This is a genomic window from Acinetobacter sp. 40AMC3-4 (assembly GCF_049898185.1).
In the GTDB taxonomy this organism is placed as follows: domain Bacteria; phylum Pseudomonadota; class Gammaproteobacteria; order Pseudomonadales; family Moraxellaceae; genus Acinetobacter.
The window spans coordinates 162,334-188,829 of the sequence record NZ_JAFCXG010000001.1 but is presented as its reverse complement, the minus strand read 5'-3'; the positions used below and the strand labels follow the sequence as shown (position 1 = coordinate 188,829).

At 43.9% G+C, this 26,496-nt stretch carries 22 protein-coding genes; 13 read left to right on the top strand and 9 right to left on the bottom strand.

What is annotated here, in order from left to right:
- Positions 1-27 precede the first annotated feature (27 nt).
- The 4 genes from ACP7BU_RS00855 to ACP7BU_RS00840 all read left to right on the top strand — a co-directional run bounded on the left by ACP7BU_RS00855 (position 28) and on the right by ACP7BU_RS00840 (position 3,745).
- Positions 28-1,215 carry a phosphoglycerate kinase gene (locus ACP7BU_RS00855; protein WP_004279856.1) on the top strand — a complete coding sequence of 396 codons (1,188 nt, stop codon included), beginning with the start codon at positions 28-30 and terminating at the stop codon, positions 1,213-1,215.
- A gap of 154 nt (positions 1,216-1,369) precedes the next feature.
- A complete protein-coding gene (locus ACP7BU_RS00850; RefSeq protein WP_005107177.1) occupies positions 1,370-1,648 on the top strand; it encodes a hypothetical protein in 279 nt (92 codons plus the stop codon).
- A 119-nt stretch (positions 1,649-1,767) separates the two neighbouring features.
- Entirely contained in the window at positions 1,768-2,805 is a 1,038-nt protein-coding gene (fba, locus tag ACP7BU_RS00845; protein WP_004279853.1) for a class II fructose-bisphosphate aldolase, read from the top strand.
- Between the two features lie 85 nt (positions 2,806-2,890).
- The gene (locus ACP7BU_RS00840) at positions 2,891-3,745 is read left to right on the top strand and encodes an EamA family transporter (RefSeq protein WP_425878257.1); all 855 of its coding nucleotides are present in this window, start codon (positions 2,891-2,893) and stop codon (positions 3,743-3,745) included.
- On the opposite strand, the gene ACP7BU_RS00835 is transcribed toward ACP7BU_RS00840, so the two are convergent.
- Together ACP7BU_RS00835 and nfsB are read right to left on the bottom strand one after the other, a co-directional pair.
- Positions 3,708-3,935, bottom strand: a complete 228-nt coding sequence (locus ACP7BU_RS00835) for a hypothetical protein (RefSeq protein WP_425878259.1) — start codon at positions 3,933-3,935, stop codon at positions 3,708-3,710. The genes ACP7BU_RS00840 and ACP7BU_RS00835 overlap by 38 nt on opposite strands.
- A gap of 107 nt (positions 3,936-4,042) precedes the next feature.
- A complete protein-coding gene (gene nfsB / locus ACP7BU_RS00830) occupies positions 4,043-4,696 on the bottom strand; it encodes an oxygen-insensitive NAD(P)H nitroreductase (RefSeq protein WP_219309527.1) in 654 nt (217 codons plus the stop codon).
- A 243-nt stretch (positions 4,697-4,939) separates the two neighbouring features.
- Between nfsB and hpaI the strand changes: the two genes are divergently transcribed.
- Positions 4,940-5,734, top strand: coding sequence for a 4-hydroxy-2-oxoheptanedioate aldolase (hpaI, locus tag ACP7BU_RS00825; protein WP_004279848.1), 795 nt, complete (start codon positions 4,940-4,942; stop codon positions 5,732-5,734).
- A 681-nt stretch (positions 5,735-6,415) separates the two neighbouring features.
- Positions 6,416-6,634 (top strand): hypothetical protein, encoded by a 219-nt coding sequence (locus ACP7BU_RS00820; protein ID WP_004279847.1) that lies wholly within the window; start codon positions 6,416-6,418, stop codon positions 6,632-6,634.
- A 28-nt stretch (positions 6,635-6,662) separates the two neighbouring features.
- Here the strand turns inward: ACP7BU_RS00820 and ACP7BU_RS00815 are convergent, their stop codons facing one another.
- Positions 6,663-7,382: a UDP-2,3-diacylglucosamine diphosphatase gene (locus ACP7BU_RS00815; RefSeq protein WP_425878262.1), complete on the bottom strand. Its 720-nt coding sequence runs from the start codon at positions 7,380-7,382 to the stop codon at positions 6,663-6,665.
- 110 nt (positions 7,383-7,492) lie between these two features.
- Positions 7,493-8,002, bottom strand: coding sequence for a peptidylprolyl isomerase (locus ACP7BU_RS00810; RefSeq protein ID WP_004279844.1), 510 nt, complete (start codon positions 8,000-8,002; stop codon positions 7,493-7,495).
- A gap of 423 nt (positions 8,003-8,425) precedes the next feature.
- On the opposite strand from ACP7BU_RS00810, the gene ACP7BU_RS00805 reads away from it, so the two are divergent.
- Complete coding sequence (locus tag ACP7BU_RS00805) at positions 8,426-10,153, top strand: glutamine--tRNA ligase/YqeY domain fusion protein (protein ID WP_425878264.1); 1,728 nt, start codon at positions 8,426-8,428, stop codon at positions 10,151-10,153.
- 69 nt (positions 10,154-10,222) lie between these two features.
- A complete protein-coding gene (locus ACP7BU_RS00800) occupies positions 10,223-11,134 on the top strand; it encodes a bestrophin family protein (RefSeq protein ID WP_425878266.1) in 912 nt (303 codons plus the stop codon).
- Between the two features lie 82 nt (positions 11,135-11,216).
- On the opposite strand, the gene ACP7BU_RS00795 is transcribed toward ACP7BU_RS00800, so the two are convergent.
- From ACP7BU_RS00795 to putA, 4 genes are all read right to left on the bottom strand, one after another.
- The gene (locus tag ACP7BU_RS00795) at positions 11,217-11,777 is read right to left on the bottom strand and encodes a lecithin retinol acyltransferase family protein (protein ID WP_425878268.1); all 561 of its coding nucleotides are present in this window, start codon (positions 11,775-11,777) and stop codon (positions 11,217-11,219) included.
- A gap of 386 nt (positions 11,778-12,163) precedes the next feature.
- Positions 12,164-12,388, bottom strand: coding sequence for a hypothetical protein (locus ACP7BU_RS00790; protein WP_034436106.1), 225 nt, complete (start codon positions 12,386-12,388; stop codon positions 12,164-12,166).
- A gap of 243 nt (positions 12,389-12,631) precedes the next feature.
- The gene (gene trmA / locus ACP7BU_RS00785; protein ID WP_311203456.1) at positions 12,632-13,714 is read right to left on the bottom strand and encodes a tRNA (uridine(54)-C5)-methyltransferase TrmA; all 1,083 of its coding nucleotides are present in this window, start codon (positions 13,712-13,714) and stop codon (positions 12,632-12,634) included.
- A 184-nt stretch (positions 13,715-13,898) separates the two neighbouring features.
- Entirely contained in the window at positions 13,899-17,654 is a 3,756-nt protein-coding gene (gene putA, locus ACP7BU_RS00780) for a trifunctional transcriptional regulator/proline dehydrogenase/L-glutamate gamma-semialdehyde dehydrogenase (RefSeq protein ID WP_425878271.1), read from the bottom strand.
- Between the two features lie 118 nt (positions 17,655-17,772).
- On the opposite strand from putA, the gene ACP7BU_RS00775 reads away from it, so the two are divergent.
- Positions 17,773-18,267 (top strand): Lrp/AsnC ligand binding domain-containing protein, encoded by a 495-nt coding sequence (locus ACP7BU_RS00775; RefSeq protein WP_004279833.1) that lies wholly within the window; start codon positions 17,773-17,775, stop codon positions 18,265-18,267.
- A gap of 79 nt (positions 18,268-18,346) precedes the next feature.
- On the opposite strand, the gene putP is transcribed toward ACP7BU_RS00775, so the two are convergent.
- A complete protein-coding gene (gene putP, locus ACP7BU_RS00770; protein ID WP_004279831.1) occupies positions 18,347-19,855 on the bottom strand; it encodes a sodium/proline symporter PutP in 1,509 nt (502 codons plus the stop codon).
- Positions 19,856-20,276: 421 nt separating this feature from the next.
- On the opposite strand from putP, the gene ACP7BU_RS00765 reads away from it, so the two are divergent.
- The 4 genes from ACP7BU_RS00765 to ACP7BU_RS00750 all read left to right on the top strand — a co-directional run bounded on the left by ACP7BU_RS00765 (position 20,277) and on the right by ACP7BU_RS00750 (position 26,460).
- Positions 20,277-21,719 (top strand): aspartate ammonia-lyase, encoded by a 1,443-nt coding sequence (locus ACP7BU_RS00765; protein ID WP_425878585.1) that lies wholly within the window; start codon positions 20,277-20,279, stop codon positions 21,717-21,719.
- A 129-nt stretch (positions 21,720-21,848) separates the two neighbouring features.
- Positions 21,849-22,214, top strand: a complete 366-nt coding sequence (locus ACP7BU_RS00760) for a hypothetical protein (RefSeq protein ID WP_425878273.1) — start codon at positions 21,849-21,851, stop codon at positions 22,212-22,214.
- Positions 22,215-22,337: 123 nt separating this feature from the next.
- A complete protein-coding gene (mfd, locus tag ACP7BU_RS00755) occupies positions 22,338-25,796 on the top strand; it encodes a transcription-repair coupling factor (RefSeq protein ID WP_425878275.1) in 3,459 nt (1,152 codons plus the stop codon).
- Between the two features lie 229 nt (positions 25,797-26,025).
- Positions 26,026-26,460, top strand: coding sequence for an HIT domain-containing protein (locus ACP7BU_RS00750; RefSeq protein WP_004646760.1), 435 nt, complete (start codon positions 26,026-26,028; stop codon positions 26,458-26,460).
- The last annotated feature ends 36 nt before the right edge of the window (positions 26,461-26,496 follow it).

Below are 26,496 nucleotides of genomic sequence, written 5' to 3'. Positions count from 1 at the left end.
TTTTAATATCTATAAAGTGAGCTCTACATGAACTTTCAGCGTATGACTGACCTCGATTTAGCAGGTAAACGTGTTCTGATCCGTGAAGATTTAAACGTTCCTGTTAAAAATGGTGTGATCACCAGCGATGCGCGTCTTCGTGCAGCATTGCCAACGATTAAAGCAGCACTAGAAAAAGGCGCTGCAGTCATGGTGTATTCTCATCTGGGTCGTCCGGTTGAAGGTGAGCCTAAAGCTGAACAGTCACTTGCTCCTGTAGCGGCTTACTTGACTGAAGCTTTGGGCCAAGAAGTGAAACTGTTTACTGACTATTTAGATGGCGTTGATGTTCAGCCAGGTCAGGTAGTTCTACTGGAAAATTGCCGTTTTAACGTCGGCGAGAAGAAAAACAATCCTGAACTTGCAGCAAAATATGCAGCATTGTGTGATGTATTCGTGATGGATGCCTTTGGTACAGCACACCGTGCAGAAGCATCTACTGAAGGCGTAGCGCGTCTGGCTAAAGTTGCAGCTGCAGGTCCTTTACTGGCAGCTGAACTTGATGCGCTTGGTCGTGCACTGCAAACCCCTGAAAAGCCAATGGTGGCGATTGTTGCAGGTTCTAAAGTCTCTACCAAGCTGGACGTTTTAACCTCACTTTCTGACATTTGTGATCAATTGATCGTCGGTGGTGGTATTGCCAACACGTTCCTTGCTGCGGCCGGTTATAACGTGGGCAAATCATTGTGTGAAAAGGATCTGATCGATACGGCAAAAGCCATTGCTGCAAAAGTAGCAGTTCCACTTCCTACTGACGTTGTGGTTGCAGATGCCTCTGAAATTAACTTTGAAGACTTCCTGGGTTCATTGGCTGCTGCAAAAGCAACGGTGAAAAACGTTGCAGATGTTGCTGATAACGACATGATTCTAGATGTTGGTCCGGAAACTGCGAAAGCATTTGCAGAAATCCTGAAAACCTCTAAAACCATTCTTTGGAATGGCCCGGTAGGCGTATTTGAAGTAGATCAATTCGGTGAAGGGACTAAAACTTTATCTTTAGCGATTGCTGAATCGGAAGGTTTCTCGATCGCGGGTGGTGGTGACACGCTTGCTGCGATCGACAAGTACGAAGTGGCTGACAAGATTGGCTATATCTCGACGGGTGGTGGTGCATTCCTTGAATTCGTTGAAGGTAAAACCCTTCCTGCTGTTGCAGTGCTATTAGAACGTGCTTAATTGCATGTCCTAAGCTAAAAAGCTGGCAAAGTGCCAGCTTTTTTTATGTCATTTTTTTGACAGTGCAAACTTACCCTTCATGGCTTGGTCATTAAAATGCAATAAATCTGTCATAAGATGCAGTCATTAAATCACCAAATGATGAGAATACGTGATGAAAAAACAGTTAACTATTGCAGTATTATTAGCAGCATCTCTGGCATTAACTGCGTGTGCAAAACAGGAAAGTGCACCAGAAGCTGAAGCAGAAAGCTCGGCAGCAGTGGCAGATCAGACGGTGACTCCAGAACAGCAAGCTGCCATTGATGCCATTGACCAGCCAATTTTAGATGAAAAAAATACCGATATTCCAGCTGAAGTTGCCAATGCACCAGCAGATGAAGCGACTGCAGACGAGTCGGTTGCTGCGACTTCAGAGCCTGTAGCACCTTAATCTGACTGATGTGACACAAAATCCCTGCAAATGCAGGGATTTTTTTTAAATAGTGTTATTTGTTGCTGAATTGAAACCTTTGAACATGTAGAATATGTGGCATTCACTGGGAGGATATTATGGCTCTTATTTCATTGCGCCAGCTCTTGGATCACGCCGGCGAACATGCTTACGGCGTACCAGCATTTAACGTAAACAACTTAGAACAAATGCGTGCAATTATGCTTGCAGCAGATGCAACCAATTCACCTGTTATCGTACAAGCATCTGCGGGTGCGCGTAAATATGCAGGCGCTCCGTTCTTGCGTCACCTAATTTTGGCTGCAATTGAAGAATGGCCACATATTCCAGTGGTAATGCATCAAGACCACGGTACCAGCCCTGATATTTGCCAACGTTCAATCCAGTTAGGCTTTTCATCAGTAATGATGGACGGTTCACTCGGTGAAGACGGTAAAACACCAACTTCATATGAATATAACGTTGATGTGACTCGCCGTACAGTTCAAATGGCACATGCGTGTGGCGTATCTGTTGAAGGTGAAATCGGTTGTTTGGGTAGCCTTGAAACAGGTATGGCGGGTGAAGAAGATGGCGTAGGCGCAGAAGGCGTACTGGATCATTCTCAACTCCTGACTTCAGTTGAAGAAGCGCGTAGCTTCGTTGCTGATACCAATGTTGATGCGCTTGCAATTGCAGTAGGTACTTCACACGGTGCGTACAAGTTCACGCGTCCACCTACAGGTGATATTCTTGCGATTGACCGCATTAAAGAAATTCACGCAGCACTTCCAAACACACATCTTGTCATGCACGGTTCAAGCTCTGTGCCACAAGAATGGTTGGCAGTGATTAACCAGTATGGCGGCGACATCAAGGAAACTTACGGTGTTCCGGTTGAACAGCTGGTTGAAGCGATCAAACACGGCGTGCGCAAGATTAACATCGATACTGACTTGCGTTTGGCATCTACCGGTGCAATGCGTCGTATGATGGCAGAAAAACCAAGCGAATTCGATCCTCGTAAATTCTTCAGCGCAACTGTAGACGCAATGAAGCAAATTTGTATCGATCGTTACGAAGCTTTTGGTACTGCAGGTAATGCAGACAAGATTCGCCCAATTTCTTTAGAGAAAATGGTGTCACACTATAAATAATTCCCAGTGAATCATTTATAAAAAAAGCCCACTGCAAATGTGGGCTTTTTTGTAGACTCATAAATATCAAGAATAAGAGCAGCATATGGAACTGATTTTCGCAGCAGCGCTATGCAGCGTTGCGGTCTCAATATTATTAAAAGTCGCCAAAAATAAGGGCTTGAGTCCGATACACATGATTAGCTGGAACTATATGACAGCCAGCCTCTTGTGTTTTTTCTGGTTCAAGCCTGATATTCAACATATTTCAATGTCTCAGACGCCTTGGTTGCTTATTCTGGCTCTGGGTATTTTGCTTCCGAGCGTATTCTTGTTTCTGGCCAAGGCTTTGCAAACGGCTGGGATTTTAAAAACCGAAATTGCCCAGCGACTCTCGGTAGTTTTGTCACTGGCTGCAGCCTATTTCATTTTTCAGGAACAGTTTAATCAGCTGAAAATACTCGGGATCGCTTTAGGTATTGGCGCAGTGCTGTGCATCCTGTTTTCACATCGACAAAGTACAGGACAGGGCAGTCAGGGAATGTTATATCTGGGCTTGGTCTGGGTCGGTTATGCACTGATAGATGTATTGTTGAAATATACAACCAGTCTTGGCCTGCAATTCGCGGTGGCGCTGAATCTGATGTTTGTTTGCGCTCTGATCATTTCGATGGGCTATCTGTTACTCAAATATAAAAGCTTGGGCTCGATGCAGAATATCGGCGCTGGTCTGTTATTGGGTATCCTGAATTTTGCCAATATTGCGTTCTATGTCAAAGCCCATATGCTGCTCAAGGATTCACCGGCGATCGTCTTTGCCGGCATGAATATTCTGGTGGTGGTATTTGGTGTGATAGCAGGTCTGGTATTCTTTAAAGAGCGGCTCAAACCTGCAAGTACTCTAGGATTGCTGCTAGGCTTGACTAGTGTGATTTGCCTAGCTTATGCAATGTCTGTTTGACATAAGAAGATGCAAATTCAATCGGATGTCGGAGCAGGTCGCCTGCTTCGGCCAGTCCAAGCAATAAACCGGTCTGTTGGCAGTCTGGACAATGCGGATAACGATGCTGCTGATCTTTATAGTGCTGGAGATAAATTTTATCGCAATGATGGCATTCAAATTTCAGGGATTTGGATGTAAGGAGCGACATAGATGACCTCTATTGTTATTCTATTAGATGGTAAATTAAATAAAGCAAAAAATAGGCCCGAATTGATATGGAAAGGGGCGCTTGACCCCTTTTATAGCACAAATTCCTTACAGTTTGGTGAAAATATCTTCAGCGGCAAGACGTGATTTAGGCAGTTTGGCATTGAAGTCGTTTTCACTGCGATAGCCTAAAGTCAGCAATACAGAGGGGATCAAGCCCTGTTCTGCGAGTTGTAATTCTTCACTAATCATCTCTTCGTCAAATCCGCCAATCGGGGTGGCATCAACCCCTTCAATTCCGGCAGCCAAGAGCATTTGACCGAGTGCAATAAAGGTCTGGTTTTCAGCCCAACGCTGAATATCACCTTTTTCATTACGATAATAATGAATATAACCTGCACGGGTGTTTTTCTGACCTTCCTTGGCGGATTCATCTTTAAATCGGCCACTGAGATCATCGCGGTTCAATAAGTTTTCCAGATGCAACTCATTAATATCGGCTTTGGTGCAGAATAAAATGGTATGGGATGAATCCAGAACTTTGGGTGCATTGTAGGCATAAGTACCGACCAAGGCTTTGGCAATGCGCTGTTTGGCTGCCTCATGATCGGCAATAAAAAAATGCCAAGGCTGAATATTGATTGAAGAGGGTGCCAGACGCAAAATTTCTAATAAGCGTTCAAACTGTTCTGCCGGGATTTTCTTGCTAGGATCATAGGCTTTAGTGGTATAGCGGGTCTGTGTGATCTTGAGTAAATCCATCAATGGACTCCAATCTTTTTAAATAAACAGCGAGTAGAAGTTTTAAATATATACATTTTTCACATCCCCTGATTATTACAATAAAAAAGCATCAGGCAAAGCCTGTTTTGAGATGATCTTGAGCTGGATTCAAGCAAAACTTAGAGTTAAATCAGATTAAAATCCAGTTTTTGTCTATTGGCACTTTTAAGCGAGAAGCGTTTAATAAGAGGCATCGCCAGCAACATGCAAATAGGTTAGCGGATGCAAGTGACCAATTACTTTAAACACAAACTGAAAACCCAGCAGCAAATCGGCTTATGGATTGGATTGGCAGATGCCTATGGAACCGAGATTGCGGCAAATGCAGGTTATGACTGGCTGCTGATTGATGGTGAGCATGCACCCAGTGATTTGAGAACGACTTTGTCGCAACTGCAAAGTATTGCTGCTTATCCCTCGCAAGCAGTGGTACGACCACCCATTGGTAGCGTACAACTGATCAAGCAACTCCTTGATATCGGTGCACAAACGCTGTTGATTCCGATGGTAGAAACCGTGGAACAGGCCGAACTCATGGTCAGGGCAGTCCGTTATCCGCCTGAAGGAATTCGTGGCGTTGGTGCTGCACTGGCACGTGCCACCCGCTGGAACAGCATTCCAAATTATTATCAGACGGCACATGAAGAAATCTGTTTATTAATCCAGATTGAATCGGTCACAGGACTTGAAAATCTGGATGCTATTCTTCAGATCGACGGGATTGATGGCGTGTTTATTGGCGCCGTTGATCTATCTGCCACTATGGGTTATCAAGGTGATCCGAATCATCCTGAAGTACAAAAAGCTGTAATTGATGCAATCCAGCGGATTCGTTCTGCAGGCAAAGCTGCAGGAATTCTGTCAACCCAGCATGAAGTGACGCAAAAATATATCGAACTTGGCACTGAGTTTGTAGCAGTGGGCGTAGATACCAGTGTTTTGATGAATTCCTTGCGTGATCTATTGGGGAAATATAAAAAGGATATCAATGTGATTAATCCGACTAGCGGTTATTAATCAACAAGAGATTCTGAATGAATAGCTTGCTTAGATTTTTAGTTTATTTTTAACCGGAAATTCTTTAGATGAGCTATTCATTCAGCCATAAGAAAATCATAATGAACCTTCAAGATGCAGAACAATTTTTACAAGAACAGCAGAACATCTTAGAGAACCAACGTCAGCAAAAAACTAGACGAGTGCAACAAGCCTTTTTTATGATTCACGTACTGTTTGTAGCGTTAAATGCTATTCTCTTGATCCTAAATTATCAAAAGACGGGAGAGTGGAACTTGCTGTACCTCGGGCTGAGTTTCATGTCTCTAATATTGATTTTAAGGTATTTAAAGACAGGTTTTGTTTATCAACGGAAATGAAGTAACGTTAAAATGAATTTTAGATCATAAAAATCAAAAGCCTAATAATTAACAAAGCATGAAAAAAGTTCTTAAAAATCCCATTCTATTGTCATTACAATGTAATTTTGCTTTTGCTGGATAAATAGCTTACACTGGTTGCACTTCAAGCAAGTACTGTTCTTGCTTCTATTATTATTTTAAGCTGATTGTGATGTACTTTTTAGTTCAAGTATTTGAACTCAAATAAGATCTACTAACCATAGAACTATTATGTAAACTAGGTTGTTATTAATCTCTCTCCATATAGTCACAAAAAGCTCATATCGTGTGAGTAAATATTTTGATCAAAATCAATGAATGGCATATTGCCACTGCCGCTGATGGCAATGAAATTAACGTGAAACTGGTTCCATTAAAGCGCAAGCAAAATACAATGGACGGTTTTATCTGGGTTGAGGTCGGTAAAATGATTCAATTGCCAACGGGTGAGGAATTTCAGTTCAATCTCGATGGTAAAAGTTTCTATACTGGGGTAAACCAGCTTTATCGTCTGTGTTAAGCAGATCAATATCGTAAAAAGTGGCTGATTAATATCGCCACTTTTTTAGTTTCAGGGTATCAAAACTTTGATCTTCCTGAATTTCCAGAATCTCTGCACTGTCTTCTTTCCAGTCGCCTAGTACAATTCTTCTTTTCTGGGCTAACTGATGAATGGCTGCGCGATGCGTATGACCATGGATCAGTACATCTACATCCTGTAATGCCAGCTCAACTGCATGTGGGTTGACGTCCATCACTTCATAGCTTTTAAACTGTTGTGCCTGATGGCTTTGTTGACGAAAGCGGTTGGCTAGTCTGGTTCGAAATGAGAGAGGGGTTTTTCTTAAGAAGCCAAGTAGCCAGGGATGACGAATAATCTTTTTAAAACGCTGATAGGAGACGTCATCGGTACATAGGGCATCGCCATGTTCCAGGCGAAAATGTGTTCCGGCAATGATTAGCTGATCGATTTCGGGAAGAAGCTGCCCGCCAAATCGAGCTAAAAATTTACTTCCTAAGACAAAATCCCGGTTGCCGGCCTGAAAATAGACTTGATTCCCAGCCTGAGTAAACTGTTTTAATGCAGTGACAATCTCGTCCAGCCACGGAGACTTATAATCATCACCAATCCAGGCATTGAACCAGTCACCCAAAATATACAGTTGGGTATTTTGATCTTGATACTCAGTTAATAAATCTAAAAACCCCCGAACAAGTCGAGGGTGATCAGGTGACAAATGTAAATCTGAGATAAACAGATAGATCACGAATCTTTTCCTTTTATTCCTCTCTAGATCCCTCATTCATATGAGGGATTTTCCATTACACCGTTTTAAAGCATCGCTTTAAAACTCATAAAGAACGGAGAGGACGTTTTTTATTCAGAAATGATTTTTGCAGATTCGATTACTACATTTTCTAGAGGAACGTCAGCGTGGTAGCCACGGTTGCCAGTACGTACGTTTTTGATTTCGTTCACAACGTCCATACCTTCAACGACTTTACCAAATACGGCATAACCCCAACCTTGAGCAGTTTTGCCAGAGTGGTTAAGGAATGAGTTGTTTTTCACGTTAATGAAGAACTGAGCAGAAGCAGAGTGCGGTGCTTGAGTACGCGCCATTGCAATCGTACCTTCGTCATTGGTCAAGCCGTTGTCTGCTTCGTTTTCGATCGCATCACGTGTTGCTTTTTCTTTGAAGTTTTCATCCATGCCGCCGCCTTGGATCATGAAACCATCAATAACACGGTGGAAAATTACGCCGTCATAAAAACCGTCACGTACGTATTCTAAAAAGTTAGCTACGGTTTTAGGTGCTTTTTCAGCATTGAGTTCTAGAACAATACGACCTTTATTGGTGTTTAATTCGACTTGAGGAAAACTCATTGTGTAATCTCCTGATCATGGACGAGTGCCATGGTTTTTTCTGAATGAGTGAAGCATAAGCAAACTACAATCGACAAGGCAAGTAAAAACATTATTTTCTTTGTTAAAAGCATAAAAATAATACCTTATTTATACGTTGATTTATCAAGGCATTTCAAATACTGCCAGACAGGGCGTTATATTCCCGACAGGCACGAATTGAATCATTTTCTGATTCCGTAAAGCGTTGATATTTTAGTTTTGGGCAGCTTACTGTATTTTCACTTTTTAAAATGAGTGAATTGAAATCAAATACCGTAGTTAGCGGTTGAGAGATTAATCACCTATAGTTAAACTAAGGAACTTTGATAATGAATATACGTACAGCTTGTACGATGAAATATTCGTTAATCCCTTTTTAACTTTAGAAGTGAATGATTGATCATGAAGCCAAATGATGTTGTGACATCTCTGCCCGAGAACCCGACCCAAAAGAACAATGCAGTCGATTCAGTGCAGCAGCAAGAACAACAACCAGGCTTGGACTTTGTACGTCAGGTCATTACCGATGATTTAGCCGCTGGTCGCGTTCAACAGGTGGTGACGCGTTTTCCGCCTGAGCCGAATGGCTATTTACATATTGGCCATGTGAAAGCAATTTGCTTGAACTTCGGAATTGCTGAAGAATTTAAAGGTGTGTGTAACCTGCGTTTTGATGATACCAATCCGGATGCCGAAGAACAGGAATATGTGGATGGTATTGCCAATGACGTGAAATGGCTGGGTTTCCAGTGGGAAGGTGAGCCGCGTTATGCATCAAGCTATTTCGATCGACTTTATACCTGGGCAGTTCAGCTGATTGAGCAGGGCGATGCCTATGTGGATTTGCAAAGCCCTGAAGAGATCCGTTTAAACCGTGGTAATTTCGTTGAGCCAGGTAAAAACTCGCCACAACGCGATGCAACGGTTGCAGAAAACCTGGAGCGTTTTGAGAAAATGCGCAGCGGTGAATATGCAGAAGGTCAGGCTGTATTACGTGCCAAGATCGATATGACGTCACCGAACGTGCATATGCGTGATCCGATTTTGTACCGTATCCTGCATTCAGCGCATCATCAGACTGGCGATAAATGGAAAATTTATCCAATGTATGACTATGCGCATCCACTTTCTGATGCGATTGAAGGCATTACGCATTCACTGTGTACTTTGGAATTCCAGGATCACCGTCCGTTCTATGACTGGGTGGTGGCAAAAGTTAAATCACCATCCGTGCCACGTCAGTATGAATCGAGCCGTTTGAATGTGGACTATACCATCACCTCAAAACGCAAATTGCGTAAGCTGGTTGAAGGTGGTCATGTAAATGGTTGGGATGATCCACGTATGCCAACTGTAGTGGGTATGCGTCGTCGTGGTTTCACACCTGAAGGTCTACGTGATTTCTGTCAACGTGTCGGTGTGTCGAAGGTTGATGGCAGTATCGTCGATGTAGCCATGCTGGAATACTGTATTCGCCAGTCTCTGGAAAATACCGCAGCTCGTGGTATGGCAGTGTTAAATCCATTAAAAGTGACTTTAACCAACTTGCCAGCCGATATGGACCTGACCCATTCACGTCATCCGAATGTCGATATGGGCGAGCGCGTTATTCCATTGACGACTGAGCTGTATATTGACCGTAAAGACTTTGAAGAAGAGCCACCAAAAGGCTTTAAACGTTTGATTCCAGGTGGTGAAGTCCGTTTACGTCATGCCTATGTGATCAAATGCGACGAAGTCATTAAAGATGAAAATGGCGAAGTGGTTGAGCTGAAATGTTCGATTGATCCTGAAACTTTGGGTAAAAATCCTGAAGGTCGTAAGGTCAAAGGTGTGATTCACTGGGTATCTGCGACAAAAGGCGTTCCTGCAGAAGTGCGTATTTACGACCGTCTGTTTACGGAGTCTGATCCAGAAGTGGGTGATGACTTCTTGGCAAACCTGAACCCTGAATCATTGAAGGTGGTTCAGGCCGTGATTGAGCCTGCATTAGCGCAAGCTCAGCCGGAGGATCGTTTCCAGTTTGAGCGTGAAGGTTATTTCGTGGCAGATCAATATGATCATTCCAGCGAAAAACCGGTATTTAACCGTATTCTGGATCTTAAGGACAGCTTTAAACCAGGCAAATAAGCTGGTTTAAGTCAGAATGTAAAAAGCCCAACTCTGGTTGGGCTTTTTCAATACAGCAGGGAAAATTGCATGATTGTGCGTGATAAGAATAATAGTTTGGGGTTACTGTTTGCCTGGCAGGGAACGATTCTGCCCAAGGTGCTGCCCGCATTAATCTTGGTGGTTTTTATTTCCGCTTTGCTGGTGTATTTGAGTCAGGCGCATTTCGTGAGCCTTCCTGCTGTCCCGGCAATTGGCTTTACCATCTTTGGTGTCATTCTCTCGATTTTTTTAAGTTTTAGAAATACAGCCTGCTATGATCGCTGGTGGGAAGGTCGTAAGCTTTGGGGTGCGTTGATTGCAACCACGCGTCATTTATGCCGCGACAGCCATGTGCTAGATAATCAAACCCGTGAAATGTTGCTGTATCGCATGATGCTGTTTACCCATTTGTTACGTGACCGGTTGAGACAGCAAACGCCCAGTATTCAGGATTATCAGGCGACTACCGGTTTTGAACCTAAATCATTTGAGCAATTGTCCATGCAAATCAATCCTTCACAATGGGTGCTGGAACAGATGCAAAAAGAGCTGGTGCAGCAATATAAGCAGGGTAAGATCAGCGATATTATTTATAACAACCTGAATCAGCACACTGTGGCTTTGGGAGATATTCAGGCTGGTTGTGACCGGATTTTGTCAACGCCATTGCCATTTTCTTATTCGGTGCTGTTGCATCGTGCGGTTTATTCTTTTTGCTTTATCCTGCCTTTCAGTTTGCAGGCGAATTTGGGACTGTGGACACCAATTTTAGTGGGATTGATTGGTTATATGCTACTCGGGCTGGACGAGCTCAGTGCGGAGCTGGAAGAACCCTTTGGCCTACAGGACAACGATCTGCCGCTAGATTCAATTGTACGACTAGTAGAGCGGGAAACTCTAAGCTCTTTAGGTAAAGCACTACCTGAGGCGATTCAAGCCAGAAAAGGCTATTTAACCTGATTCCTTATCTGAATCTTCAAAATGTAAACACGAACTTAAAATTTCTTGCTCACAAAAAATCATCGGCAGGCTGAGCTTTAAATTAACGATGTTTAAGATTGGTCAGGTCTGACACTTTAGTTTTAGCCTGATCTTGCAATTCACGGTATTGTTGCAAACGCAGATTGGCTTTATCTCTGAGCTTCTTCTTGATGTACAGCGCCAATGCGAAACTGGTGGTGGTCAGGGTCAGGAACATGCTGTTCATAAAACTCATCATCGAGCTGATATAACCAATCGTGGTCAGACGATTCATCATATAAATCACTTGCGGGCTGCTTTCTACGCCGGTAATGGCCCAGGTACACAAATGTTCGCAATTATTAATAATCAAATGATAGTTATTTTCATGCATTCTGGATCGCATGCGGCGCACCACTTTACGACCTTTATATTTTACTGAGTCATAATGCTGCATATGAATCGGTTTGCCATGACTGAATTTTTCAATCGAGGTGATTTCAATGGGGCGTTTCTTGAATAAATGCGCAAAGCCGGAATAATGAATGACACGACCACGTCCGGCGTAAATCCCATGATGGGTATAACCGAAATGTTTAACCATAAGGTGTGCGCCTATGGGAAACCGTTTAGTCTGTTGCATATCAGAATTAAGCCATTTAAAAAGCATTGTCGTTTAATAGGAAGTGTACTGTGTTTTGCTAAATTAATCGATGCCTTGCCTGAGTTTCAGATCAGAATTGAAGAGTTATTAAGCCAAATTTAAAGGGATTTAAAGAAAGCAGAATTTAGAACATATTCTTCTGATAAAGGTTTTAAATAGCCTAAGCAAGCCTTAACATTTCTTCAAATCAAAGGGGATCAAATGAGTTGTTTAGAGTTTTCCTGCCTGATCCCTGAAGCTTTTAAAGTTGAAGTTAATAAACTATGCTGAAATAGAGAAGACCAAACCCTTAAACTAAACTTTCAAGCATAAAAAAGCACCTGACTACGCAAGTGCTTTCTTTATACGGCTGTAACCTTGGCCGATTACTGCAATGGCAAGTGCTGAAGTTCATTCAGTTCTTTGCGGCTATAGCCGCGAGATACAAGAACCTTTTTAATTCCGATGATGATTTCTTCATCAGTAGCTTTAGAAAGTGCTTCAAGAAGCTGTTCATTTGTCTTGCAAGAGCAATCATTTTCAACACAAGCAATTTGATTCTTGTGTTCATTGTGTTGTTCATTAGAAAACAACTTTTGCCAAAAACTCATAGAGCCTTCATACAACAACCTAACATAGAGTGAAATATAGCCAATTAAATAAATAAAGCAATAGGACCTATGTGATAAAAGCAGCAGTCAGGCTAGAAAATTTCCGATTGAAGCCTAAAGGTCTAACGATATTTCTTGCTGTACAAGTCAATATTTATTATTAAATACATGATTTATAGTATAAAAAATGGAGCTTCAAAAAGCTCCATTTTTGTAACAATATAATAAATTGAAACAAATTCTTTATACTTTTTCCAACAATACACCCGTTTCAACATGATGTGTATACGGGAACTGGTCAAACATGGCGAACTTGCTGATTCTATGCGTTTGAGACAACTGTTTCAGATTGTCATATAAGGTATCTGGATTACAAGAAATGTAAATAATACGCTGGAAACGCTGTAACAGTTTCAGCGTTTCATCATCAATACCAGCACGCGGTGGATCGACAAATACCGTATCAAAATCATAAGTCGAAATGTCAATTTGTGCTTCCTGCAAACGACGGAAAACACGTTCGCCATTATAGGCTTGAGTGAATTCTTCGGCAGACAGACGCGCAACCTGAATATTTTCAATCTGGTTCTGCTCAATATTCCACTCAGCTGCATAAACTGAAGATTTGGCTAATTCAGTGGCCAAAACACGGCGGAATTTGGTCGAAAGCGGCAGGGTAAAGTTCCCATTGCCACAGTAGAGTTCCAGCAAATCTTTATCTGATTGTTCCGCTGCATCACATGCCCATTCCAGCATTTTTTGACAAACTTGTGCATTGGGCTGGGTGAAGCTGCTTTCGATCTGCTTATATTTATAGTGACGATCAAAAACAGACAGTTCTTCCACCACATATTCATCAGTCAGGACGAATTTCTGGCCACGGCTTCGGCCAATCAGTTTAATATTCAGTTTTTCCGCCAGTGCTTTTGCTGCAGGTTCCCAGCTTTCATCCAGCTTGCGGTGATAAATCAGGGATACCAGAACCTGACCACTTAACGTCGCCAGAAAATGGACTTCAAATAAACGATGACCCAGATTGGCATCTGCCTTGAATGCTGCCAGTAGTTGCGGCATCAAGTTATTAATACTGCGGTCTGCAATTGGAAACTCATCAATACGAATCACTTTTTTATTGTTGTTTTCGTCACGTTCGAACATGGCATAAAACAGATCATCTTCAGTATGCCAGATCCGGAATTCAGCACGCATGCGGAAATATTTTTCAGGAGACTGGAATACTTCTAAAGCAGGTGGTTGATATTCGGCAAACTGAGCGCTGATGCGTTCAATTTTGGCTTCAAGTTGTTGCTGATAAGATGAAGTCATATGCAGTAAGAAATCGCAAATATTTTAAAGCGCAAATGGTAGCAAAAAATTGCCGATCTGCCTAAGCCTATTGTAGTCAAGCCGCTTTAAAAGCTGCATAAAAAAGACCAAACCTTCTGAGGAGAGAGGTTTGGCCATAAAGAGGAAAGATTTAAGCTAAAAATGCTGAGATGATTGGACTGATTTAGAGATTATCCATCGTCATCAAGCTGGCATTGCCGCCTGCCGCCGCCGTATTGATACTGATCGCGCGTTCAATCACAAATCGCTCGACCGGAATATCATAGTTGCCCGAACTTAAATGGGTGATACCAATAATTGGACCTTGGCGTGTTGCAATGCGTTTCTGCAAGTCAATCAGTTCAGTAGTGTCACCATGATGCAGGACGGCCTCAAATACACCTGTTTCAATATCCCGGACCACTTTAAATTGCTTGCTAACCGCGGCTGGCATGGTTGGTAAATATTTCAGAATAAAAGTATTGTTTGCCAGTACCGCAGGACGACTGCCAACCGATAAAATCGCCAGAATTTGCTGAATCTGGTCTTGATCCCTATGTGCTAACGAGAGAACGCTTTCACGTGGCAAGATCATGTATTGATTTTCCTCGCCAGTTGGGCCTTGCAGGCTAAAGCTTTGACCAGTCGCAATTTGCATAGGCGCTTTTAAAGATAAAGTTGGGAAAGTTTTAGCTACCCAGGCTTTAAACTCCTGAACAAGTTTATGTTCAACAAGTGCTGGCTCAGCTTGAGCTGCATAAGGCTGAGCCAGTTTTTTCTCGGATACTTGATGCATTAAACGATAGATATACAACGGGCCACCCGCTTTCGGGCCGGTGCCGGACAGACCTTCACCACCAAAAGGCTGGACGCCCACGACCGCACCAACGATATTGCGGTTGATATACAGGTTGCCGACTTCCGCTCGTGCAATCACGGTTTGCATGGTTTCATCAATACGCGTGTGCAAGCCCATGGTCAGGCAATAACCCTTGCTGTTGATCTGATCTAACAACTGTTCCAGTTCGCCATATTTATAGCTGATCAGATGCAGTACCGGGCCAAACACTTCACGTTCCAGATCATCCAGATTTGGCAGTTCAATCAGGGTTGGTGCAATGAATGTTCCTGGAGTTAATTCAGTCTGGTCCTGATTAAACATCAACTGATGAACTGTATGACCTTTGCTGCGCATCTGCTCAATATGCTTTTGGATATTTTGCTGGGCTTCTGCATCAATCACTGGACCAATATCGGTTTTCAGCAAGACCGGATTGCCAACGCGCAACTGTTGCATGGCACCTTTGAGCATGTTGCGAACAGCCTCCAGATTATCCTCTTGCACACAAAGGACACGCAGGGCAGAACAGCGCTGACCGGCACTGTCATAGGCAGAGCTCACAACATCCAACACCACCTGTTCAGTCAATGCAGATGAATCCACAATCATGGCATTTTGACCACCAGTTTCAGCAATCAGGGTGACGCTTTCTCCAAACTGGTTTATTCGTTCTGCCACGGTTTTTTGTAGAATTTGGGCGACCTCGGTGGAACCGGTAAACATGATGCCCTGAATACGTGGATCTGCACTGAGCTGTGCACCAATGGTTTCACCACGGCCCGGCAATAGCTGTAACACATCCTGCGGAATGCCGGCTTCCCATAAAATCTGTACGGCTTGTGCTGCAATGAGCGGTGTTTGTTCAGCCGGTTTGGCAATCACGGTATTGCCAGCGACCAGCGCTGCTGAAATCTGACCGGTAAAAATCGCCAGCGGGAAGTTCCATGGACTGATACATAGTACAGTACCTAAAGGCTGGATCTGTACATTGTCACTGAGATCCAAAACTTGAGCTGCATAGTAACGCAAGAAATCTACCGCCTCACGTACTTCGGCAATCGCATTGGCATAGGTTTTACCTGCTTCGCGAGAAAGAAGAACCATGAGCGGAAGCAAACGCTGTTCCATCAGTTCTGCGGCTTTATTCAGGCAGGCAGCACGCTCATTTTTTGGCAGATTGGCCCAGAAACTTTGTGCATTAACTGCTTGAGTGAGTGCAATTTCGGCCTGTTCAGAAGTTGCTTCATAGACTGTGCCGACCACATCCTGATGGTGTGCTGGATTGATCACTGGAACTGCATGGGGCGTATCCACGCTGCTAAATGCCGTTCCCATAGCAGCTGACTGAAATTGCGTATTTGCCAGACTGGATGCGACTTCATTTAAAATACTGAGTTCAGCATCATTGGCCAAATCGAGTCCTGAAGAGTTCAATCGTGCATCGGTATAAAGATCTTGCGGATAGGGAATCTGGGGATGCTTGGCACCCATCACGCCTTCTTGTTTTGATGCCTTTAAAATGGTTTGCTGTGGATTTTCAATCAAATCTTCAATTTTCAAGGTTTTGTCAGCAATACGATTGACGAAGGAGGTATTGGCACCATTTTCCAGTAAGCGGCGCACCAGATAAGCCAGCAAGGTTTCATGATTGCCGACGGGCGCATAGATCCGGCATGGTACACCGAGTTTATTTTTCGATGGATCGCCCACGACATTTTCATACAGTGGTTCGCCCATGCCATGCAGACATTGGAACTCATATTGGCCGGCATAATACTGCTCAGGTTGTGCCAGCTGATAGATCGTCGCTACCGTTTGTGCATTGTGAGTGGCAAATTGTGGGTAGATATAATCCGGTTCAGCCAACAGCTTACGCGCACAAGCAATATAAGACAGATCCGTATGCACCTTACGAGTAAATACCGGGTAATCCGACATTCCATCAATTTGGGCTTTCTTGATTTCGCTGTCCCAATATGCGCCTTTGACCAGACGAATCATCAAGCGTTTCTGGCTGCGCTTCGCCAGATCAATGATGTAATCCACCACATAGAAGCAGCGTTTTTGATAGGCTTGAATCACAAAGCCAATGCCTTTCCAGTCCTGCAGTTGCGGTTCAAAACACAGGCGTTCTAACAGTTCCAATGAAATCTCAAGGCGATCGCTTTCTTCAGCATCGATATTTAAACCAATATTGTACTGCTTGGCCAAGACTGCGAGTTTAAGTACTTTTGCATAGAGCTCATCATGCACGCGATCCATTTGCGAACGCTGATAACGGGGGTGCAGCGCAGAGAGTTTGATAGAAATGCCAGGCCCGTCATAAACATCCTTATCCTGCGAAGATTGACCAATGGCATGAATGGCTTGCTGATAATCCTGATAATAACGTTCAGCATCCGGATCGGTCAGTGCAGCTTCACCCAGCATGTCATAGGAATAGCGAAAGCCTTTTTCTTCCAGCGGCTCCGCATTTTTCAGGGCTTCATCAATGGTTTCACCCGTAACAAACTGCTCGCCCATCATGCGCATGGCAACATCGACGGCCTTACGGATAATCCCGCGACCACTGCGTGCCAAAAGGCCAGTTAATAAACTAGACAGGCTTTTTTGCTGTGGGGTTTCCATCAGCTTGCCGGTCAGCATCAGTCCCCAGGCTGCTGCATTCACAAACATCAATTGGCTCTGGCCCAAATGTTCTTTCCAGTTACCTTGATTGATTTTGTCACGGATCAGCAAGTCACGTGTGGCTTTGTCCGGAATCCGCAGTAAGGCTTCTGCCAGACACATCAGGGCAATGCCTTCCTGAGAAGATAAAGAAAATTCCTGCAATAAGCCTTGGACAATACCGGCTTTCCCAGTGGAACTTTTGCGTTCACGTAAGGAATGTGCGAGATCAAAGGCAAGCGCCTGAATCTTGTCACTCATCTCGGAAGAAATTTCACTATGGGCCAATAACTCTTCGACGCATTCAGTTTCTGCACGACGCCATACCGTATTAATACGTTCTTCGTATTGGTTTTTGTGTTTAAATTCAGCAATATAATTTGAGTGCTGGGCTGAATCTAAAATTGAATCTGGGCGGAGAGTGGTTGGCATAGTGACTTCCTGTACTGCGTCAATCAGTTCTTTGAGGTGAATGAGTTTTAATCTATAATCACAGAATATTTGACGAATATCTCACTATAGTTTTCGATTTTTTTAGAGAATAATTCTAATGCCAAGTCCTTATTTGAACCTTGACCGTATAGATATTCGTATATTGGGTTTATTGCAATCCGATGCCAAGCTATCCAATATCAAACTGGCTGAACTGGTCAATTTATCGCCTACAGCAGCCTTGGCGCGTGTACAAAAGCTGACCCGGGAAGGTTTTATTGTGGGCTATGAAGCGCGCCTCAATCCAGTCATGTTGAATAATGGTTTTGTGGTCTTTGTTGAAATTTTATTGGATAAAACCACGCCGAATGTTTTAGATGAATTTTCCCATGCTGTGCGGCAGATTCCTGAAATTATCGAGTGTCATATGATCAGTGGCGGGTTTGATTTCGTGGTAAAAATCCGCTGTGCCAATATGGATGAGTTCCGGAAAATCTCTGGTCAGATCTTGTGGCAATTGCCCGGAATTAAAGAAACGCGCAGTTATCCGGTGATGGAAGTGATTAAAGAAAGTCAGCAGATCCATCTGAAAATGCCGGGAAAAGCCAAGTAATTTTCAAGAACTTCATTTGTGAATCTAAGAAACATAAAAGGGACGATTAAGTCCCTTTTATGTGCAAGAAAAAAGGTGATTATTTTTTCATTTCTGCCATTTCTTTTTGATACTCGGCTTTAGCCATTTCAAAGCGTTTGACCACATCAGCACTCGGTGCTTTATCCAGCAGGCTGACGATGATAATGCTGAGGGTGGCCAGAATAAAGCCTGGAATGATCTCATACAGACCGGTATCACCCATATAATTTTTCCAGACAATTACAGTCATGGCACCAACCACCATACCCACAATTGCGCCGTTGAGGGTCATTCGTTTCCAGAATAGCGACAAGATAATCAGCGGGCCAAATGCAGCACCAAAGCCCGCCCAGGCATAAGCCACCAGACCCAAAACCTTACTGTTCGGATTAATCGCCAGTGAAATGGCAATTAGGGCAATCACCAAGACCATGCCGCGACCGACCCAGATCAGTTCTTTTTGTGAAGCATTTTTACGCAGGAAACTCTTATATAAATCTTCGGTCAGGGTGGTTGAGCAGACCAGAAGCTGACAGCTCAAGGTGCTCATGATTGCTGCCAGAATCGCAGCCAGAATGATTCCGGCAATCCAAGGATTAAACAGAATTTTGGTCAACTCCATAAATACCGTTTCAGGGTTTTGATTGACCACCGAGGCCAATGCGGGATTGACACTGAAGTAGGCAATACCGATATAACCGGCAGCCACTGCACCGCCTAGGCATAGAATCATCCAGGTCATGCCAATACGGCGCGCAGCAGGAATGGTTTTGACCGAATCTGCTGCCATAAAACGCACCAGAATATGCGGCTGACCAAAATAACCCAAGCCCCAGGCCAGACTGGAAATAATCGCAACGGTGCTTAAACCTTCAAGCATACTGGAGGCATGTGGGCGAGCCGATTCAAGGATGACACTCACTTGCTGGCTGTTGTCGCCCAGGGCCAAGAAGGTAATGATCGGAGTCAGCAATAAGGCAAAAATCATCAAACCGGCCTGAAATGTATCGGTCCAGCTGATCGCCAAAAAGCCACCAATACAAACATAGAGAATCGTCGCCATCGCACCAATCACAAGCGCTGTGGTGTAATCCCAGCCAAACAGGCTTTCAAACAGACGTGCACCCGCGACCATGCCCGAAGCACAATAAATAGCAAAGAACACCAGAATCACCAGGGCAGACAAGACCCGTAAAATGCGTTTACGGTCGGAAAAACGGCTGGTGAAATAATCCGGCAAGGTCAGGGCATTGTTCTGATATTCAGTATGGGCACGCAGTCGACCTGCCACCAGTAACCAGTTCAGCCACGCGCCGATAATCAAACCGATCGCAATCCAGGCTTCTGACAGGCCAGACAGGTAAATGGCTCCCGGAAGACCCATCAACAGCCAGCCACTCATATCCGATGCGCCCGCCGAAAGTGCAGTAACGACACTGCCCAGACTCCGTCCACCTAGAATATATTCGTCAAAATTGGAGGTGGCACGATAAGCATATAAACCGATTGCAATCATGGCGATAATATAAAACATGAAAGTAATCAGGGTGGGGTTTAAAGAAGTCATGGGCAGGTCATCCTGTAAATATGGAAATCATCGTCCAAGATGATTTTTTGTACTGAGATCGCAAGGAGGTGATTCAAGCATGGTTTAAAAATTACACTCTGTAACAATTACACAGCTTTTATGTATACCTATTGTAAATATAGTAGTAATTCACTGAAATTGAATTAGGAACAACTTAAGCGGATAAAAGGCAATACGACGTCGAATTCAGGGGAAAAGTGGAAATTTTGAATAAATAATGAAAATATTTGAATTTTAGCTAACTGCTTACACAATCTTACAAAACTCACAGCTTTAGCGTATTGGTAATAAATCGTAGCAAATCTAGGTTAAAGTCTTCCTATTAGGCCTGTATTTGTTTGCTCATATTAATGTCACACCAAATACGGTGCATCGCCAAGAGTATTTTTTAGTGGACAATATGCTTCAAATCGAACCGACCCGCATTGAACGTGATTTATTGGGGGAAAAACAAATCCCGTTGCATAGCTATTATGGGATTCATACCTTACGTGCCATCGAAAATTTTAAGATTTCTGGATTGGCGGTGGGGCAACAAACGCATTTTATTCGTGCTTTGGCCCAAGTGAAAAAAGCTTCGGCACAGGCCAATCTGCATTTTCAAAAATTGTCCGAGCAGACCAGCACTGCCATTCAAAAAGCTTGTGATGAATTGATTCAGCATCCGGAAGCGTGGCAAGCGGCATTTCCACTCGATCCTTATCAGGGCGGTGCCGGAACCTCCATCAATATGAATGCCAATGAGGTAATTGCCAATATTGCACTTGAAATGTCGGGCCATCAGAAAGGCGATTATCACATTCTGCATCCGAATGATCATGTGAATACCTCGCAATCGACCAATGATGTCTATCCAACGGCTTTGCGTCTGGCGACCTATAGCAGTCTGGATGAATTGTTGAGCGTGCTTAAAGCATTGATTGACTGTATTGACCATAAAGCTGCCGAATTTGAATATGTCATCAAGATGGGACGTACCCAGTTACAAGATGCCGTGCCGATGACCATGGAACAGGAGTTCCGGGCATTTGCCACCTTATTAAAAGAAGACCTGAAGCTGATTGGACAGATGCGACAGTTATTGCTAGAAGTCAATTTAGGCGCCACCGCCATTGGAACCGGGGTCAATACACCGCCGGGCTATGCCAAGCGGGTGGTGGAAATCTTGGCGCACCTGACAGGTTTACCTTTAAAAGGTGCGGCAGATTATGTCGAGGCGACCAGCGATTGTGGCGTCTTTATTATCTTGTCGAGTAGTTTAAAACGTCTAGCAGTGAAATTGTCCAAAATCTGTAATGATCTGCGCCTGCTCAGTTCGGGACCGCGTACAGGTCTGGCTGAAATTCGTTTACCTGAGTTACAGGCAGGTTCTTCGATCATGCCGGCAAAAATCAATCCGGTAATTCCAGAAGTTGTGAATCAGATTGCATTCCGGGTGATTGGTAATGACTTAACCATTACTATGGCTGCGGAAGCCGGGCAGTTACAATTGAATGTCATGGAACCTGTGATTGCCGTGACGATGAATGAATCAATTCAATTATTGACCCAAGGTATGCAAACCTTGAATCAGAAATGTATTGCTGGTATTCAGGCCAATGAACAGATTTGCTTAAGTTCCGTCATGCGCAGTGTCGGGATTGTGACCTTGCTTGAACCGATTCTGGGACATGCCAAGTGCGATGAAATCGGCAAACAATGTATGTGGGAAAATAAAACCGTGCCACAGGTGGTATTAGAGTTAGGCTTATTGAGTGAAGCGCAATTAGAAGAGATTTTTGCATTTGAAAATCTGGTGTCTGAAATCCCTTCAGCAGAGAATCAGCTCGAACAGGTTTCTTAACATACATATACCTATTAAATCGTCTGAAACAGCGAATCGCTGCTATTTTGATAATTTGCCTCAAGTTCAGGATGTGGATTTGAGGCATTTTCATCTAGACTAGAGCCTGAACTATATTTGGCTGGGTAAATGGCGATGTTTGATAAAATCAATGCATTATTTAAAAGTAATAAACCGACTGCTGCACAGCTATATTTAGAAGAGCAGAATATCCAGTATGTAGAAGGGACTGGTTATATCGTCGATGATATTCAACTCAATCAGGAATTGGGTCCACGGTTGGAGTATTTGTCCAATCGCCGTTTAAAACAGTTTGATGATTTAAAAGCGTTATATGACACCGCGATGCTGATCAATGAAAAAATTGATCTGGAAATTGCCCATCAGCGTTTTAATGCAAGTTTGGGGAATACCGAAGAGAATCTGCTGCAATTTAAAATGATTCTTAAGAAGTTAAATGATTATTATCGTAACTTTCTGCGCGATCAAAAATAAGCTGCAAAAGTGGCTTAAAATCGAAGTATATGGATGTGGCAAGACTGCATAAAAATAACAAAATATCCTGAGATCATCGTGCTAGTATAAGCCTCAGGTTATTTAGACTTTAAAGCTATATCCATGTTCCAGCAAGAAATTTCCCAACTCAATTTACCACAGCTCAAAGCAGGCGAGAAACGCTGGTTAGGCAATCTGCAAGGTTCCTCAACCGCCTTATTGCTTAAAGAAATCGTGCAGCATCAATCGCGTTTATTTATCGTGATTGCGCGTAATAATCAGCATTTGGGTCAACTGGAAAGTGAACTGGAATTTTATGGGATTAAACCCACGATTTTTCCGGATTGGGAAATCTTGCCTTATGATCGTCTCTCCCCACATCAGGATATTGTCTCGGAACGTCTGGCAATCTTATCCAATATGCCCAAAACTGGTGTACTGTTGTTGTCCGCCTCAACTTTGGCACAACGTGTGGCGCCAACCTCATGGATTCTGGGTGAGCATTTCGATATTCATGTCGGTCAGAAATTTGATCTGGAACAACAAAAGAAAAAGCTGATTCAGACCGGTTATCATCTGGTCGATACCGTCTATGATCCAGGTGAATTCGCGGTACGCGGCAGTATCATGGATATCTACGCATCGGGACAGGAAGCACCGATTCGGATTGACCTGTTTGATGATGAAATTGAAAGCCTGAAATTTTTCGATGCCGAAACTCAGCGCACCACGCAAAGTTTGCAGCAGTTTACCGTATTGCCGGCACAGGAATTTCCGCTCAAGGAAGGTCGTGCCACTTTCCGTGACCGCTATGCCGAATTTTTCCCGACCGCGAATCCAAAGAAAAACCCGATCTATCAGGATGTGATGGATGGCATAGTCTCGCCGGGAATCGAGTTTTATTTGCCCTTGTTTTTCAGCGCGGAAGCCATGCAAGGCCAAAGTTCACTGATTTCGTACCTACCAAAGAATGGCATTGTCATTACAGATAAGGCTCTGGACGAAAGTCTCAGCCAGTTTTGGCAAGATGTGGTGCGCCGTTATGAAGATCGTCGCCACAATGTCGACCAACCGATCATGCCGCCTGAAAGCCTGTTTTTTCAGACCAATCAGGTGCTGGAGCAGCTGAACCAGTTTGCACGCATCATTGCCGCACAAACGCCTTTTGACCAAAAAGCTGGAGTATTGAATCTTGATACCCAGTTGCCACCACGTTTGCCCGTAGATCCGAAACGTGAAAAACCGTTTCATGAAGTTAAAAAATATATTGATCAGGCCAATCATCCGGTACTGCTGGTGGCTGAAAGTGCTGGACGCCGGGAAAGTCTTAAAGACGCCTTAAGGCCAAGTCTGGGTGATATTCCAACAGTTGAAAATTTTGATAGTTTTATTCAATCTCTGTATGCAATTGCCATTACCAATGCGCCTTTAGAGCGTGGTCTGGTATTGACTGATCGCATCAGCGTAATTTCTGAAAATCAGCTGTATGAACATCGGGTAGTACAGCGCCGTAGAAAACGTCAGCAGGAAGTTTCGGAAGAGTTTCTGATTCGCAGCTTGACCGAGCTGACCATGGGCGCACCTGTGGTGCATATCGACTACGGCGTTGGACGTTATGCTGGTCTGGTCACCTTAAGTATTGATGATCAGGATCACGAATTTTTGCAGCTGGATTATGCGGATGCCGCCAAAGTGTATGTGCCGGTGACCAATCTGCATTTAATCAGCCGGTATAGTGGTGGTGATCCGGATCTGGCACCGTTACATAAGCTCGGTACAGATGCTTGGAATAAAGCCAAACGTAAAGCACTGGAACAGATTCACGATGTCGCGGCCGAATTGCTGCATATTCAGGCACGGCGTTCTTCTAAGCCTGGAATCAGTTTTGAAGTCGATCAAAGCCTGTATATGCAATTTGCCAGTGGCTTTGCCTATGAAGAAACACTGGATCAGGCCAAGGCGATTGAAGCGACGTTGCATGACATGCAGCAGGCCAAGCCGATGGATCGACTGGTGTGTGGTGATGTGGGTTTCGGTAAGACAGAAGTCGCAATGCGTGCCGCATTTGTTGCAGTACAGAATAACCGGCAGGTGGCGATTCTGGTACCGACCACTTTGCTGGCACAGCAGCATTATGATTCATTCAAAGACCGCTTCGCCGATTGGCCAGTCCGGATTGAAGTGCTGTCACGTTTCGGCTCTTCCAAAGCACATACCAAGACCATTGACGACCTGATTGAAGGTAAAGTCGATATTGTGATTGGTACACATAAGATTTTGCAGGAAAATGTTCAGTTTAAGAATCTTGGCTTGATGATTGTCGATGAAGAGCATCGTTTCGGGGTGCGCGACAAGGAACGAATCAAGGCCATGCGTGCCGATGTCGACATGCTGACACTGACTGCAACTCCAATTCCACGGACACTGAATATGGCCTTTAGTGGCATGCGTGATCTGTCGATTATCGCCACACCGCCGGCACGCCGTCTTGCGGTGAAAACCTTTGTGCAGGAACATACCGATGACACCATTAAAGAAGCGATTCTGCGTGAATTGCTGCGCGGTGGTCAGGTTTATTTTCTGCATAATGAAGTTGATACAATCGATCGTGCCGCCGAGCATATCCGTAAACTGGTGCCGGAAGCGCGGGTGATTGTGGCCCACGGACAGATGCGTGAACGTGAACTGGAGCAGGTGATGCAGCAGTTCTATCACAAGGAATACAATGTTCTGGTATGTTCGACCATTATTGAAACCGGGATTGATGTTCCGAATGCCAATACCATTCTGATTGAACGTGCTGACAAGCTGGGCCTGGCACAATTACATCAGCTACGCGGACGTGTAGGACGCTCACACCATCAGGCTTATGCCTACTTAATGGTGCCGTCTTTAAAAGCCTTAAAAGGTGATGCAGAAAAACGTCTGGATGCCATTCAGCGTGCTTCGACCTTGGGTGCCGGTTTTATGCTGGCAACCGAAGATCTGGAAATTCGCGGCGCAGGTGAGTTACTAGGTGAGCAGCAGAGTGGTTCGATGCAGGCCATTGGTTATAGCCTGTATATGGAAATGCTGGAAAAAGCCACCAAAGCCATTCAAAAAGGCAAAACGCCAAACTTCGATGCACCATTGTCATTGACTGCCGAAATTACCCTGCATATGCCAGCGTTGATTCCAGATGAATATCTGGGTGATGTCCATCAACGTCTGTTGTTCTATAAACGCATCAGTAATACTGATACCCAGGAAAAACTGGACAATATCCGGATGGAATTGATCGATCGTTTTGGTATACCGCCGCAACCGGTCAAACAGCTCTTTTCTGTACATCAGATTCGATTGAAAGCCGAACAGCTTGGTATTACTAAAATTGATATCAGCAGTCAGGGCGGGCATATTGAATTTGCGCCGGATACTCCAGTTCAGGCCATGACGATTATCCAGATGATGCAGAAAAGTCCGACCTATTTCCGGATGGATGGCGGTCAACGTCTGAAAGTGATGGTGATGCTGGAAGACTATCAAAAGCGGATTCAGTTTATACAGGATTTACTGGACAGTCTGCTTAAAGAATTGCACTGATTTTATTCGATTAAATCAGCCTGAAAATTCAGTTTGGATTTCATTTTCCAATGAAGTTTGCAGGAACAACAGGCTTGATTTTTTTAATGAATTGTTTACAGTAATTGTTGTGATGTGCTTCGCAACAAATCATGAGAATTTGTCTTTAAACACATTGCTTTCAATATTCAGCTTCAGTTGGATATGTTAGTATTAGCCATCATTCTAATTTTGCATCATTTATAAAGATATGTTTAGTTTGCATCCACAACTTGCTCAAGATACGTTTTTTGTAGGCGACTTTCCTTTGTCAACATGTCGTTTGATGAATGATATGCAATTTCCCTGGCTCATTCTGATTCCACGTGTGCCGGGTGTCTCTGAATTATATGAATTGAGTCAAGCTGACCAAGAGCAGTTTTTAAGAGAGTCAAGCTGGTTATCAAGCCAGCTGGCACGTGTTTTCCGTGCAGATAAAATGAATGTAGCAGCGCTGGGTAATATGGTGCCGCAATTGCATTTTCATCATGTAGTTCGTTATCAGAACGACGTTGCATGGCCGAAGCCTGTTTGGGGTACACCTGCTGTTCCTTATAGCAGTGAAGTATTGGCACATATGCGTCAAACCTTAATGCTGGCTTTACGTGGTCAGGGCGACATGCCATTTGACTGGCGCATGGACTAATCAGTCAAGGCATTCCGAGAACCATGAACAGTTGCG